Origin of the sequence: Bacillus sp. L75 (assembly GCF_003676355.1) — a bacterium.
Lineage (GTDB): Bacteria > Bacillota > Bacilli > Bacillales > Bacillaceae > Bacillus > Bacillus velezensis.
Genome location: NZ_ML064908.1, coordinates 101,264 through 115,014, shown reverse-complemented (window position 1 = coordinate 115,014; position 13,751 = coordinate 101,264). Strand labels below are relative to the sequence as shown.

At 46.4% G+C, this 13,751-nt stretch carries 14 protein-coding genes; 10 read left to right on the top strand and 4 right to left on the bottom strand.

What is annotated here, in order from left to right; translation table 11 throughout:
• The first annotated feature begins 269 nt into the window (after positions 1–269).
• Positions 270–512 (top strand): DUF2651 family protein, encoded by a 243-nt coding sequence (locus tag D5S11_RS13995; RefSeq protein WP_007408994.1) that lies wholly within the window; start codon positions 270–272, stop codon positions 510–512.
• A gap of 55 nt (positions 513–567) precedes the next feature.
• Here D5S11_RS13995 and hpaB read toward each other — a convergent pair whose 3' ends face one another.
• From hpaB to D5S11_RS13980, 3 genes are all read right to left on the bottom strand, one after another.
• Entirely contained in the window at positions 568–2,013 is a 1,446-nt protein-coding gene (hpaB, locus tag D5S11_RS13990; RefSeq protein ID WP_032867275.1) for a 4-hydroxyphenylacetate 3-monooxygenase, oxygenase component, read from the bottom strand.
• Positions 2,014–2,163: 150 nt separating this feature from the next.
• Positions 2,164–2,589: a hypothetical protein gene (locus tag D5S11_RS13985; protein ID WP_108725187.1), complete on the bottom strand. Its 426-nt coding sequence runs from the start codon at positions 2,587–2,589 to the stop codon at positions 2,164–2,166.
• Between the two features lie 72 nt (positions 2,590–2,661).
• The gene (locus D5S11_RS13980) at positions 2,662–4,836 is read right to left on the bottom strand and encodes a glycoside hydrolase domain-containing protein (RefSeq protein ID WP_020955257.1); all 2,175 of its coding nucleotides are present in this window, start codon (positions 4,834–4,836) and stop codon (positions 2,662–2,664) included.
• Between the two features lie 373 nt (positions 4,837–5,209).
• Here D5S11_RS13980 and D5S11_RS13975 point away from each other — a divergent pair, with 373 nt between their 5' ends.
• The 9 genes from D5S11_RS13975 (at position 5,210) to trhO (ending at position 12,454) form a co-directional block, all read left to right on the top strand.
• Complete coding sequence (locus D5S11_RS13975; RefSeq protein WP_007408999.1) at positions 5,210–5,653, top strand: Ser-Thr-rich GPI-anchored membrane family protein; 444 nt, start codon at positions 5,210–5,212, stop codon at positions 5,651–5,653.
• 264 nt (positions 5,654–5,917) lie between these two features.
• Entirely contained in the window at positions 5,918–6,388 is a 471-nt protein-coding gene (locus D5S11_RS13970; RefSeq protein WP_003156718.1) for a helix-turn-helix transcriptional regulator, read from the top strand.
• Positions 6,389–6,459: 71 nt separating this feature from the next.
• Positions 6,460–7,530, top strand: coding sequence for an iron-containing alcohol dehydrogenase family protein (locus tag D5S11_RS13965; protein WP_108725186.1), 1,071 nt, complete (start codon positions 6,460–6,462; stop codon positions 7,528–7,530).
• Positions 7,531–7,611: 81 nt separating this feature from the next.
• Entirely contained in the window at positions 7,612–8,766 is a 1,155-nt protein-coding gene (gene purT / locus D5S11_RS13960) for a phosphoribosylglycinamide formyltransferase 2 (RefSeq protein ID WP_007409001.1), read from the top strand.
• Positions 8,767–9,242: 476 nt separating this feature from the next.
• Entirely contained in the window at positions 9,243–9,776 is a 534-nt protein-coding gene (gene pssA / locus D5S11_RS13955) for a CDP-diacylglycerol--serine O-phosphatidyltransferase (RefSeq protein ID WP_007409002.1), read from the top strand.
• Complete coding sequence (locus D5S11_RS13950; RefSeq protein ID WP_003156711.1) at positions 9,767–10,255, top strand: DedA family protein; 489 nt, start codon at positions 9,767–9,769, stop codon at positions 10,253–10,255. The genes pssA and D5S11_RS13950 overlap by 10 nt, the downstream gene beginning before the upstream one ends.
• Positions 10,248–11,063: a phosphatidylserine decarboxylase gene (locus D5S11_RS13945; protein ID WP_007409003.1), complete on the top strand. Its 816-nt coding sequence runs from the start codon at positions 10,248–10,250 to the stop codon at positions 11,061–11,063. The genes D5S11_RS13950 and D5S11_RS13945 overlap by 8 nt, the downstream gene beginning before the upstream one ends.
• A 42-nt stretch (positions 11,064–11,105) precedes the next feature.
• A complete protein-coding gene (locus D5S11_RS13940) occupies positions 11,106–11,381 on the top strand; it encodes a hypothetical protein (protein WP_007409004.1) in 276 nt (91 codons plus the stop codon).
• Between the two features lie 104 nt (positions 11,382–11,485).
• Positions 11,486–12,454, top strand: a complete 969-nt coding sequence (gene trhO, locus D5S11_RS13935; protein WP_047935154.1) for an oxygen-dependent tRNA uridine(34) hydroxylase TrhO — start codon at positions 11,486–11,488, stop codon at positions 12,452–12,454.
• A 36-nt stretch (positions 12,455–12,490) separates the two neighbouring features.
• On the opposite strand, the gene gltP is transcribed toward trhO, so the two are convergent.
• A complete protein-coding gene (gene gltP / locus D5S11_RS13930) occupies positions 12,491–13,741 on the bottom strand; it encodes a glutamate-aspartate/proton symporter GltP (protein WP_007409006.1) in 1,251 nt (416 codons plus the stop codon).
• Positions 13,742–13,751 lie beyond the last annotated feature (10 nt).

The following is a 13,751-nucleotide window of genomic DNA, read 5'->3' as shown; positions in this document are numbered from 1 at the left end:
AAAAGAACCAGAAATCACCCTTGTGAAAGGGCGGGGTTTCCTGGTTCTCCTCATCTCCATCCAAAAATCATTAACTTGTGTATGATAGCGCTTTCTTAAATTATCACAGTCTGACGTGAATGTAAACGCTTTAAGGAAAGTTTTCATTTTTTTGAATAAATAACCGGAGGGAAAATCAGCCGGAGCGCGAAAGATTTGAAGTACTCGATTTTGTACTCAGGCATAAGATGTGTTAGGCCGGACTAAGAAAAGCGAAGGGAGTGCATCTGTTGATTGATGAATTGGATTTTGCGTTCGGTGTTCTGCCGCTTTGTATCATCATCTTGTCAGTCGCCGGAACGTACCTGTTTAAAAACGCGTTCATTATGCCGGCTGCCGCTTTGGCCGTTTGCCTTATATGCACCTTTACCGTATTGAATTTCTCGTTTATCGGGTGGGCCGTTGTGTATACGCTTGTCTCTTTCGCGTTATCGCATATTACGATGGTGGTGATCAGCCAAAATAAAAAATAGGATCGGCGGCAGCCGATCCAGCTATCATAAGCAGAGATGCGCTCTCTGCTTTGTTTTATTTATGAATGTGCAGGAATTCCTTGATGACCGCGGTCTGTTCTTCTTTCGGATAGCTTCTGTACAGATGGCTGGTTAAGCGGACGGGGTCACCGAAGAAGTACCGCTCATATTGTGTCTGTCTTGTTCCGAAGGGGCTCATGGTCAAATCCCATGCGAGGCGGAACACTTTTACCCGGTCTTCAGCGTTCAATTCGGCCGCCTGCAAATATTGGTCAAGGTCTCCTCTGATGTCAGAACGGAACGCTTTTTCAGTCGGCAAAGTCACCATTCCGCTTGCCCCGATCAGCTGAATGATTTCCGTGAAGCGCGGGTAGATGTCGGGAAAAATCGCGCTGACCACACGAAGCGGAGTGACACTCGGACGCATATAACCCCATTCATCTGTTTCCGCATCATTCTCCGACTTTTCCAAAAGGGCTTTCATCGTTTCCAGACCGGTGATGATTTCAGCCATCTTAGCCTGAATATGCTGATATTCGCCCACATCTATCGCTTCGGCAAGCGTTTGGGCGAGGCCCAGGAGAAACTCCGTCTTTACAATTTGTCTCGTGATGACTTGATGAAATGAGAAGGCGTTAAAAGAGCTTTTCATATTAAAATCAAAAGCCGCCTCGTAATTATTATAAAAAAATACGCGTTCCCAAGGGACCAAAACGTGATCAAATACAACGATAGAATCCATTTCTTCATATCTTGAGCTGAGCGGATAATCAAACGATGATTTTCCGAGTACGAAAGATTCCCTGCAGATGAATTTTACTCCCTTTGTATTGGAAGGGATTGAAAAAGCGAACGCTTCATCCGATTCAAAATACATTTTAGGCAGAGAAACCACGAGCACTTCATCCGTCAGGCCGCCTTGTGTGGCTAAAATCCGGGCGCCGTGTATGATGAGGCCTTTTTCATTTTTATCGACGACTTTTGCCGAGATAGGTGTCGGCGATACGTTTACACCCATTTGTGAACGATTCACCTGAGGGGTGATAAACGTGTGCGTAAAAGAAAGATCCTGTGCAGCAGCGCGTTCGTACAGCGCTTGAACATGTTCCGGAAAACAATGATCGCGGTCTTTCAAAAGCGCGGCAGAGGAGGCGAAGCTCATCAACACGGTATTCATATAATCCGGGCTTCGTCCCATCATTCCGTGCGTGTGTCTGGCCCAATGTTCGAACATGTTTCTTCTTCTTTTTACGTCTTCTTTCGTTTTCGGCTGCAGGTATGAAAGCCCGGCCCGTTCTTTTTTACCGGGAAGACTGTAAGTCATTTGATCTTTCATGTCCGGTTTCGTTTGCAAATCATAAAGAGAGCGCTTCGTTTCCAGAAGGCCCTTAAATGCGGGATGTTCAGAAATCTGTCCCTCGATCTTTTCACCATCGAGCCAAATCTCATTTCCAAGCTGATTTAATCGGTCAATGAACATTTTGCCATTAATGATACCCATCATGTCGCCCTTCTTTCTTTGCAGATCCACTACCTCATTATATTGAAAACGAAATTGGGTGTTCCGGTTATTTCCAAAGGGGAAGGGCCTTTTTTGATAAGGGGGGTGAAGGGATTGCATAATAAAAAAACCCCTTAAGCAGAGGGGTTTTTAACTGATCATGTCTTTGTATCGTTGTTCGAGGACGAAGTCTATCATTCCGGTGATACGGGCGTTTTCAGATTTTTGTCTGAAACGGTCAGACACTTGGATTTTTCTTGAAAACGGAAATGCAGCAATAATCCAAACAAGGCCGGCCAGGCCGAAAACCATCTGCAGAGCCATTTCAATCAAATCATTAAAATGAGTGCTGAAAAAAAAGATATATAACGTGATGAATGTGACTGTACATACGATTTTGACAGTATGTTGGAAGGTGAGGGGCGGTTCAGTGAGACACATTTTCATTTGATTCAGTGTGAGCGAATCTTGTTTCATTAAGTATGTAAGCAGTTCTTCGTCATTTTGACTTCGCGGAATCAAATCGGTTTCTATTTTTTGAACGGTTTCCTTGTATGTCTGCATATCAATCTTCATGCGAATCCTCCTTTAGAAATAACTCCAAGAATACTCATTGAGCATTCCTGGAGCAAGGAGCTGCCTGTTCAATTATAGAAATAGTGATAAAACCGTGCTGAACAAGGCTGCCGCTCCTCCTAATTCAGGTGCTAAAACGACTAAAGCACCGATCCCTACAATAACAATAATTCCTGCGCCTGCAATAGCCATGGTATTCACGACAGAATCCCAATCCGGGGAGTACACCTCTTCGGAATCCGGCAACCTGAAGCTCTTTTGTTTTATTTTAAATGTAATGGTAGTTGTTAGTCCAGTTGTAGCACTGTCACCGACCGGAATATCAGGTGTATAAATTTTAAATTGAATATTCAGCGATCCTGCAGCCGGATTGACATACACTTCTAAATAACCGTTGCGGACTGACAAGCTCAGACTGTTAAGCAGGTTTTGATAGGAATCAATTTGTGATGCTGTAAAAGAGACTTGTGAATCTCCCATCAGACCGGTAATATAGGCTCCCGGTTTGCCATTTGTAATGGTAACTGTGTTGGGAGAACCTTCGCTTGGCACTGTTGCCAAAAGTGAAGTAGATAAAAGAATATCCATTTCAGGTGATGCATAAATGGTTTCTGTCTTGTCGAATTCAAACATGGCATTCGCAAGATTCGATATATTTTCTAAAGCAGGAATGGTTGTTAAAATATCCGTCAGCGTGCGCAGTCTTGCATCATACACAGGATCAGAAGGCGGATGGACGCTGCTTGCACCCGAGTCTTTTCCGGAGTATCCGTCTTTGTCAATGGCGACTTTTCCCGCTCCGCTTCCGATTGATCCTTCATAAAATTGATCAAAAGCCCAGTTTTTCGGCATCGGGTATCCGAGGTTGCCGCTGAATCCGGTCGACATGTTAGCCGTAAAGCTATATTTGGTCAGACCTGCTTCTGACGTCCGGATACAAATGTTTCTCGGTCCGTATACGCCGATTTCATATTTCGGCGCAGTTGAGAACGCCTGCATTTTCATAAAAGCTGACTTGATTTCTTGAAAGTAAGGGATGATTTTATCCGTGACTTCATAATCATACGCATCGAAATCGACCGCAAAGTAAATGGTCGTTCCTGACGGAAAACCTAATCTTCGGGCGGCTGATGCAGCGCTGTACGCATCTCTCGTTCCTTGGTCTTTTACAAAATAAGAAGATTCATAGCCGCCGTCCTGATAAATCGGAAACACGCTTAAGCCGGCATTGAAAATCGCGGAAAGTTCTTTTGACGTCAACGCTTTCGATGTCAGTCCGCTGCTTGTCCGCACATTCCCGGTCAGATATCTTCCCACGATCTTATAGCCATTCTCACGCAAAGTTTTAGCTGTATCTGCCGTCAAAATGGCAGCGGTGTCACAAGCTGAAGCAGCCCGTGTTGTGTCGCCTGAGCTTGATAATAAAGCTTTAATCGTCGGCATGTCCGCATAACCGGTCTGCGGCAGGCACATAAACTTTTGGAAAGCTTTCACTGCCGATACAACGCCGACGCCGTATTTTCCGTCGAATTCACCGGGGTCAAATGATTTCCCATTACAGTAAAGCGCGTATTGAACAATCAAAACAAAGCCTGTCCGTGAATCGCCGGGAGTCAAGGTAGGACATAAGCTGGTCGTTCCGTTTCCGAAAAATCCATTGGCGACGCTTGTGCTCATGCCTTCTTCTTTTTGCAGGGCATAAATGAGAGCCTTGTTTGTATCGCGGGCATATAAGCCGTCACAAGGCATCAAGCCGATGTAGTCATTGTAATCCCGGTTCAGGTTCTGCTGGATTTGGCGGATTTTTTTGTCGCCTCCCGCTACTAACCGAAAAGCGCTCATATCCAGCAAGGCTTTCATAATGAGTGCCGTGACGATGCCGTCTTGCTTAGTGAGCCCGGCCGCTTTTTGAAACTCTTTTACAGCGCTTTCGGTATTTTCATAGAAAACGCCTGAAAATCCGCCGGGGTTAAAACCTTTACACCACAGCGCCCCCTGCAGAATGTAATTCATGTTTGTCGGCTTAGAATCGGGAGCCTGCTTTTTCAACGGCTTAAACAATCTTTGTGTCGTCGGTCCGAAGTTATCGGCAGGTTCTGAAATACCAAGCTCAATTTGAAGCGCCCGTGTCAGACCGTAAATGGTATCCCAGCCCGTTTTTCCGTTTTCCGGCACTTTGTTGTACCCGTGTCTGCCTTTGTACGTCTCATTCAGCCATTGTTGTGTTTCCAGGACCATTTCGTCCATTGCAATCCCTCCATTATGTGTATTGTGCGTTCATTCATAGGTGGCAAACGTATGACAGTTTGTCATGGGTGCAGGGGTTTATCCAAGGAGCGCCCCATCACGGCAGCAGAACAAACGCCGAAAGAGAGGCATTGATAGGAAAAGACCTCGCTATGACAATTGATACAAAAACAACAAAATGAATAGCGGTTTAAAGTAACTTTATCACTTAATCAAAAATGACAAGAATCATAAGTAGTAGTCATATAGTCATTTTAAGGGCTGTTCACATCTCTTCCTGCGGTCAAAATGGTTAGTTGGACGGATTTATGATTGGCTATATTGTCATTAACATAAATAGGGTAAATAGTTACAGGAAGGAAGGATTTTCTCGATGAAAAGCAAAAAGATTTTTAAGTCGCTCATCATTATTTTTACTCTTTTAATCAGCGGAATTGGTTTTATGGGTTTTTCTTCTCCGCAAAAAGCAGAGGCTAAAGACTGGCTTCATACTTATAAAAGCGGGTATTTCACTAACTATGTGATCAATACATATCACCCTAAATTCACTAAAACGACAAAAAAGTACACCTTGAGAGCCGTGACTTTTAAATCCAACAGTAAAGGGAAGGGCACGTATAAAATATACGTCCAAAAGCAAGTCAACGGCAAAGGTGCCTGGAAAACAATCAAAACCGCCAATGCAAAGAAAAATGGAACGACTTATTTTGAAACACCTTCGTTAAAAAAAGGAGATTCATACAGATTTAAAATGGTCAATCAGGGTTCGAAAAAACGTGTCAATTATAGTGCAAGATGGATTGTATTCGCTTCATAATGCTGATTTTCCGGTCTATAAAGTTTTAGCTGCTGCAGCTGCGGCAGCTTTTTATTTTGTCCGGAGCTCAACCGCCAGGGAGCCCGCACCTGTCTCTTCGGGCGTACGTTTGTATTTCACCGCATCATTCTGGATTATGCGGAAAGGTACATCGCTTCAATGATAAGCCAATCCCGGGTTCTTTTGCTTCGTTTGAAAATGTTCTGATATAAAAAAGGCGTGCCGCGGTGTAAAATGGCTATATTGATAAATATGGAGGTTGAGATGGATCAAGATTATATGACTGAGCTTGTCTCAGTCCAGCTGAAGAAAATCCGGTCGGAGAGAGGCTACACACAGGAGAAAATGGCGGATGTGATCGGCCTTTCTAAAAAGTCGCTGGTGCAGATTGAGAAAGGGCGGGCGCTTGCGGAATGGCCGCATGTTGTGGCGGTTTGCGCGCTTTTCAGATCAAGTGAAACACTGCAATCCGTATTAGGAGATGATCCGCTGGAGGTCATTGAAACGGTTGCTCACCGCACAATTGACAGGCCGAAGGGGAAGACGATGGGCGGCAAGGTGTGGTGGAAAGCCATCGAGAAAAAAGGCGAGTTCCGCTTGCAGCAGCATTTGATTTCCCACCATTACCGCATCCTTGATTCTTATGATGATCTGTGGTTCAGCAGTTTTGAAAAGGCAGAGGCTTTGGAGCGGCTTGATGAGCTGTTTTTGGAGGCGGAAGAAGCGAAGCGCTAAGCACCTCCGGTTGATGTATTTTCTGACAAGTGGGAAAATATATATAAATTCCAGCCAAAGGAGAGATTCGAATGAAGCCTGAAGATATCGTCCGAAGCGGCCCGAATCAGTACATATGCAAGGAAGGAATCGCAAAAGAACTTCCGGGGCTGCTGGAGACATTCAGAAAACCCGTTATTGTGACCGGAATCAAATCCTATCAGGCGTTCTCCGATTACGGCGGCGGTTCTTCCTGGGATGTGATTCAGCATAAAGGATACTGTTCACCTGAGGCGGTGCGTAAGGTCTGTGAGCAGGCGGAAGACGCGGATGTGATCATCGGTATCGGAGGCGGCACGATTTTGGATTTGGCAAAAGCGGCGGCAGACCGGCTTGATATAGAAGCTGTGATGGTTCCTTCCATTGCGGGGACGTGTGCGGCAAGTACGCCGTTGAGTGTCATATATGATGAGAGCGGCAATTTTATCAGAGTTGATTATCATAAGCGTTCAAGCTATTTGACGCTTGTTGATCCGCTGTTTTTGCTTTCCTCTCCCATTGAATATATGAAAAGCGGGATCGGTGATACGCTGGCGAAATGGTATGAGGCTGAGGCGGTCATCAGAAATACGGAGGAGGCGGCGCCGCTGATGGCGCAGGCGGGGCTGAGACAGGCGGAATATATCCGTAATCTGTTATTGCGTTACAGTGAAGCGGCCGTCGGAAGCATGGAGAAAGGCGAGCTGTCCGTGCCGTTCATCCATACGGCGGAAACGATCATTATGCTTGCGGGAACGGTCGGCGGGTATGGCGGCCGTTTGTGCAGGATGGCAGGGGCGCATGCGGTCCACAACGGACTCAGTTTTCTTCAGGAGACACATCAGGTGCTGCATGGCCAGAAGGTTGCTTACGGCATATTGGTGCAGCTCGCGCTTGAGAATCGGAGACCTGAGATTGAAGAGCTGCTTCCGTTTTACCGCCGGCTCGGTTTCCCCGTCAGCCTCTGTGATCTCGGCATCCTTGACAACCATGAGGAAGCCAAGCGCCGCATTGCTTCTCACGCCTGCCGGGCGGAAGAATCGTTATGTTTAATGGGGCAATATTGCGAGAAGGACGTGTCAGCGGCGATTGAATCGCTCGAATCAGCGCAAAAGACAGGATAGAGCTTGTCATCTATCTTGTCTTTATTTTTTGAATATTTCCGTTATAATGAGTGGGGTATAGAAAGGGAGGGGCCAAAGGACATGTATCAGGCGAAGAAGATGTTGTTATTAGGATCAGGCGAGCTGGGGAAAGAAGTCGTCATTGAAGCGCAGCGGCTCGGGGTTGTCACTGTAGCCGTTGACAGCTATGAGCATGCTCCCGCCATGCAGGCCGCGCACAAAAGCTATGTGATTGATATGCTTGATAAAGCGCAGGTCAGAGAAGTCATTGAGAAAGAAAAACCGGACTTGATCGTGCCGGAAGTGGAAGCCATTGCGACGGATGAGCTGCTGAAGCTTGAGGAAGAAGGTTTTCACGTCATTCCGAATGCGCGTGCGGCAAAGCTGACGATGGACCGTGAAGGCATCAGACGGCTTGCGGCAGAGACGCTTCATCTTCCGACTGCCGGCTATGAATTCGCGAATACATATGAAGAATTTAAAGAAGCGGCGGAAACAATCGGCTTTCCGTGCGTGGTAAAACCGCTGATGAGCTCTTCCGGAAAAGGGCAAAGCGTGTGCCGCTCGGCTTCCGGGCTGAAAAGCTGCTGGGACATGGCGATGGAAGGCGGCCGGGTGAAAAACGGCCGGGTCATCGTTGAGGAATTCATTCCGTTTGAATCAGAAATCACTCTTCTGACAGTGCGCGCGGCGAACGGTACGTCCTTTTGCGCGCCGATCGGACATGAACAAAAAGACGGTGACTATATTGAATCATGGCAGCCTCATCATATGACGGAACAGCAGATCAAAGAGGCGAAACACATTGCGAAAAGCATAACGGACGAGCTCGGCGGATACGGTTTGTTCGGGGTGGAGCTTTTCCTTACTGAAGATAAAGTATATTTCAGCGAGGTGTCTCCCCGTCCGCATGATACGGGGCTCGTTACGCTTGTAACGCAGAATTTGTCGGAGTTTGCGCTTCATGTCCGCGCGGTATTGGGATTCCCGATTCCCGAAATCACTCAGCTGTCGCCGGGGGCAAGCCGTCCGCTGAAGGCGCCAAAAGAGCTTGCTGATTATGCGGTTGAAGGTTTGGAGAAGGCTTTGGCAGTAAAAAGCACTCAGGTCCGCGTATTCGGTAAACCCGTCACGAAAGTAGGACGCCGTATGGCGGTTGCGCTTTCTGCAGCTGAGACCGTTGAAGAAGCCAGAGAAATAGCGGCCGAAGCACTCAGTCATTTATCAATTACATAAAATGATCTTAAAAGGCGTTTTTACCGTAATGGTAAGGCGCCTTTTTTGTTTGGCAGACTATATACTGGAAAACGGGGTTGTGAGATAATGTATGAGGCCGTTTTGTGCCGGCTTTTTAATTCATGAAACTTTTTATGTCCGCAATCGTTATATGTAATGTTCTCATTTCACGGAGAAGGAAATAACAATACATCATACGGCTTTTCATTCATCAAGAACGGACAATCCGGATCGCGGCATGGAATATTGAAGCAGGGTAATCCGGAATAAAGGCATCCATGATTGCTTACCTTAATATGAACGGCGAAAAAACAAAAATCACCAGATTAGATTGTTCAAATAACACCAAATGCTGTATAATAAAAGAATTTGAATGATAGCATTGAAAGAATTTCATTTTATGTTTCCGTAAAATGGAGCCTTTATGCATACGCAGTCCGATTTGATATGGTTTTAATTGGGGGTTTGTGTAAACTGTGAATTATATACCTAGTATGATTACAATTGGAAATTTTATTTGCGGGCTCTTATCGATTCATTCCCTTTTGTATCATAATATACACTCTGCGGTGATCTTTATTTTCACCGGGATGTTTCTTGATTTCTTTGACGGTTTGGCCGCCCGTAAGCTGAACGCGGTATCGGAGATGGGAAGGGAGCTTGACTCTTTTGCTGATCTCGTGACGTTCGGCGTGGCGCCGTCCATGCTCGCTTACAGTGTTTCACTATATACGATTCCGTTCATCGGAATTTTAATCGCGCTTTCCTACAGTATCTGCGGGATGATCCGTCTTTCCAGATTTAATATTGAACAAAGCAAGCTGCCGACGTTTATCGGGATGCCGATTCCGTTTGCGGGTATGTGTCTTGTCATTTTGAGCTTTATCAATAACGCTTTTCTTCTGGGGGCGGGAACGATCGCGCTCGGTTATTTAATGGTCAGCAACATTAAATTTCCGCACTTTAAAAAACAGGCGCCTGAAAACCTGGAGAGCAGAAGATGGAATTAGTTCAGCAATTAATATCCGATTACGGATATATCGCGATTTTTCTTATGCTGACACTCGGTATTATCGGATTGCCTATTCCGGATGAAGTCATGATGACGCTTGTGGGCTACTTCGCTCATTTAAACGTGCTGAATTACGGGCTCTCCATTCTGATCAGCTTTATCGGAGCGCTCCTTGGGATGATTATCAGCTACTTCATCGGCAGAAAAGCCGGCCGGCCGTTTATTAATAAGTTCGGGAAATGGGTCGGCCTGAAGGAAAAGAGGATGGAGAAAGTAGACAGGTGGATGAAGAAGTACGGGCCGTACACCATTATTTTAGGTTATTTCATCCCCGGCATCAGACACGTGACCTGCTACTTTTCCGGAATCGGCAGAATGGAATTCAAAACCTACTTATGCTTCGCCGCCATCGGAGCGTTTTTATGGTGTTTTATTTTTATTACTATAGGAAAATTCATAGGAGTAATCAATGTTTAATACTGCCGCTAAAGTTCTTTACCGTTCATTGATTGAACTGACTAATAATCGATTGACGTCTTATCTCATTAAAAACTTCTGTGAATCGAAACTGAGCAAGCCGATGATTCCGCTGTTTTCCAAACACTATCGCATCAACTGGAATGAAACGGAACGCACGGCTTCTGACTTTGATTCATTGGCGTCATTTTTCATTCGTGATATTAATTTAAATCTCCGCCCCGTGGCAAAAGAGAAGAACGCCATCGTCAGCCCGGTGGACGGTGTCGTTCAGACGGTTGGCATGATTAAACCCAATCAAACTTTCATGGTAAAAGGGAAGGATTATTCGTTCGCCGAACTGACGGGGTTTAAAAGCGCCGATCACAAGTATAACGGCGGGTGTTTTGCCGTGCTTTACCTGAGCCCGAGACATTACCACCGCTTCCATTCTCCTGTCAGCTGCACGTATCAGAAGCTGGCCGAGCTGGGGAAACGCTCCTATCCCGTTAATACGATGGGGTTAAAGTACGGGAAAGACGTGCTCTCAAAAAATTACCGTTATGTGTACGAGCTGACCCGTGCTGACCAGCAGATGCTCATGATTCCGGTAGGTGCGATGAATATTAACTCGATCGTTCAGACAAACACCGGAAACAGGCTTGAGACGGGGGAAGAGCTGGGCTATTTTTCATTTGGATCGACCGTTATTTTAGTATTCGAGAAAGATATGTTTACCCCTTCGGATAACCTGACTGAAGGCCGTGAATTACAGGTCGGTCAGATCATCGGTTATGCGGAGTCACAGGAGGAGGCGTCCGCTTTATAAAAGCTGCTCCTCTTTTTTATATGGTGTAAGGAAGTGAACATTATGGAAGAAAAGGATTTGGCAAAGCTGATAGAACAGTACCAGCATACAGGGGATCAGCAAATTCTTGAAGCCGTGCGGGACGCATGCCGGCCTGTCGTTGAGGCGCTCATCTCAGAACTGGCTGAAGACAGCGCCGATCTTTTGCGGGCAAAAGGCCGTGACCGTTTTCCGTTTATTATCGGCAAGTATCAGACCGCGGCCGGCCTTTCGCTTGAGACCTTTTTGCGCAATACGTATCGGTTTTATTTTCAGCAGGTTTTAAAAGGCGAAGCGTGACTGGAAGAAAGAGTACGGACGGAAATGTTCATCTTTCGCCCGTTTTCCTGTATGATATAGTAGAGTGTGCGATCATTAATATAATTGAACAGGGTGTATAAATCATGGAAAAACAATATAGAGTTTTACTTTATTATAAATATGTAAAGATTGATGAGCCTGAGGAGTTCACGGCTCAGCATTTGAAGTTTTGTAAGGAGCTCGGTCTGTTAGGCCGTATTTTGATTTCTGAGGAAGGCATTAACGGTACGGTGTCCGGAACGGTTGAACAGACGGATCAATACATGAATGCACTGAAAGCTGATCCGCGCTTTGCCGACATGCCGATCAAAATTGACGAGGCTGACGGACATGCATTCCGCAAAATGTTTGTGCGCCATAAAAAAGAATTGGTGACGCTTCGTCTCGAAGATGATGTTGATCCGAATGTCACGACGGGCAAGCATTTGAAACCGAAAGACTTTTATGAGCAAATGCAGGATCCTGACACGATCGTGATCGACGCCAGAAACGACTATGAGTATGACCTCGGTCATTTCCGCGGAGCGGTCAGACCTGATATTGAGGCGTTCCGTGAGCTGCCGGACTGGATTGAAGAGCATAAAGACATGCTTGAAGGCAAAAAAATCCTCACGTACTGCACAGGCGGCGTACGCTGTGAAAAATTTTCCGGCTGGCTGCTGAAGAAGGGCTTTGAAGACGTGTCCCAGCTTGACGGCGGTATCGTCACTTACGGTAAAGATCCTGAAGTGAAAGGGCAACTGTGGGACGGACAGTGCTACGTGTTTGACGAAAGAATCAGCGTACCGGTCAACCGTGTAGAGCACGTTATCATCGGAAAAGATTATTTCACGGGCGAGCCGTGCGAGCGTTATGTGAACTGCGCAAATCCGGCATGTAATAAAAAAATGATCTGCACACCTGAGAATGAATACAAATACATGCGCAGCTGCAGTCACGAATGCCGTACGAACGAACGCAACATGTATGTGAAAGAGCACGAAATGACTCAGGAAGAAATCAATGAACGCCTTGCTTTGATTGAACAAGAGGATCATGCGGCGATTGATTAATAGAAAAGACCACCAATAAGGTGGTCTTTTTTGTGTTTACATACTTTCTGTCCGGGCGGTCTGGTCTGCCGTGACGGGTCCTTTATATTTGAATGCTTTTTCCCACTTGGACACGACGATGCAGGCGACCGCATGGCCGGGCACGTTAACGCCGGTTCTCGCCATGTCCATGACGCGGTCGACACCGGCAATGATGGCGACGCCTTCCGCGGGGAGACCGACGGCATTCGCTGTCGCCAGAAGCACGACGAGTGAGCCTGACGGGACGGCGGCAATGCCTTTGCTTGTCATGACGAGCACAAGCATCATCAGAAGCTGCTGAGAAAGCGGCATCTCCACATGAAACGCCTGCGCCAGAAAAATACAGGACACCGATAAATAGAGGCTTGAGCCGTCACAGTTCAGCGATAAACCTGACGGAACCACAAAGGAGACGACCCGCTTCGGACAGCCGTATTTCTCCATCCGATCCATCAGCTGAGGCAGAATGGTTTCTGTGCTTGTCGTGGAGAAAGCGATCAAAAACAGATCCCAAATCATTTTCAGCACTTCAAAGTATTTGATTTTAAAGATAAGCCCCACGATCGGAAACAGAACGAAGAGTATCAGGAACAGCCCGAGGAACACAGTGCCGATCAGCTTCAGCATCGGAAGCAAAAGCGCGATTCCGAATTGCCCGACAGAGGCGGCCATCAGGGCGAGAACGCCGATCGGAGCGGTGACCATTACCATTTGCGTCAGCTTGAACATAATATTTGCCGTGGATTCGAAGAAACTCATGACAGGTGCGGAGGCTTTGCCGATGCCGGCTGCGGCAACACCGAATAAAATCGCGAAAAAAATGACGGCGAGAAGATCGTTTTTCGCCATGACGTCAATGATGTTAACGGGGATAATATCAAGAAGCATTTGTTTCAGGTCGACTACTTTTTCCGTATAGCCGGAAAGCTCGTGAATATCTTTTTTAGCAAGATGAGAGAGGTTAAGTCCGACTCCCGGCTTCAGCACGTTCGCCAATAACAGACCGAGCGCCAGAACAAGCGTCGTAATCACTTCAAACCAAATAATCGTTTTGATGCCGAGACTGCCCATCTTTTTCATACTGCCGCTGCCGGCGGCTCCGATAACAATGGTCGAAAACACGATCGGCACGACAATCATTTTAATCAGGCGGATAAATCCGTCTCCGACGGGCCGCAGCGCCATCCCGAAATCCGGGAAGAAGTGGCCGATCAATGCTCCGATGGCTAAAGCGATCAAAATCTGGAATGCGATAAATTTTTTCAAGCGAATCCCC

What these genes read in the sequence shown, in the direction of transcription:
- hpaB (WP_032867275.1), bottom strand. Translation starts at nt 2,013, where the DNA reads ATGGGTATCATTAATGGCAAAATGTTCATTGACCGATTAAATCAGCTT.
- D5S11_RS13985 (WP_108725187.1), bottom strand. Translation starts at nt 2,589, where the DNA reads ATGAAGATTGATATGCAGACATACAAGGAAACCGTTCAAAAAATAGAA.
- D5S11_RS13980 (WP_020955257.1), bottom strand. Translation starts at nt 4,836, where the DNA reads ATGGACGAAATGGTCCTGGAAACACAACAATGGCTGAATGAGACGTAC.
- D5S11_RS13975 (WP_007408999.1), top strand. Translation starts at nt 5,210, where the DNA reads ATGAAAAGCAAAAAGATTTTTAAGTCGCTCATCATTATTTTTACTCTT.
- D5S11_RS13970 (WP_003156718.1), top strand. Translation starts at nt 5,918, where the DNA reads ATGGATCAAGATTATATGACTGAGCTTGTCTCAGTCCAGCTGAAGAAA.
- D5S11_RS13965 (WP_108725186.1), top strand. Translation starts at nt 6,460, where the DNA reads ATGAAGCCTGAAGATATCGTCCGAAGCGGCCCGAATCAGTACATATGC.
- purT (WP_007409001.1), top strand. Translation starts at nt 7,612, where the DNA reads ATGTATCAGGCGAAGAAGATGTTGTTATTAGGATCAGGCGAGCTGGGG.
- D5S11_RS13950 (WP_003156711.1), top strand. Translation starts at nt 9,767, where the DNA reads ATGGAATTAGTTCAGCAATTAATATCCGATTACGGATATATCGCGATT.
- D5S11_RS13945 (WP_007409003.1), top strand. Translation starts at nt 10,248, where the DNA reads ATGTTTAATACTGCCGCTAAAGTTCTTTACCGTTCATTGATTGAACTG.
- D5S11_RS13940 (WP_007409004.1), top strand. Translation starts at nt 11,106, where the DNA reads ATGGAAGAAAAGGATTTGGCAAAGCTGATAGAACAGTACCAGCATACA.
- trhO (WP_047935154.1), top strand. Translation starts at nt 11,486, where the DNA reads ATGGAAAAACAATATAGAGTTTTACTTTATTATAAATATGTAAAGATT.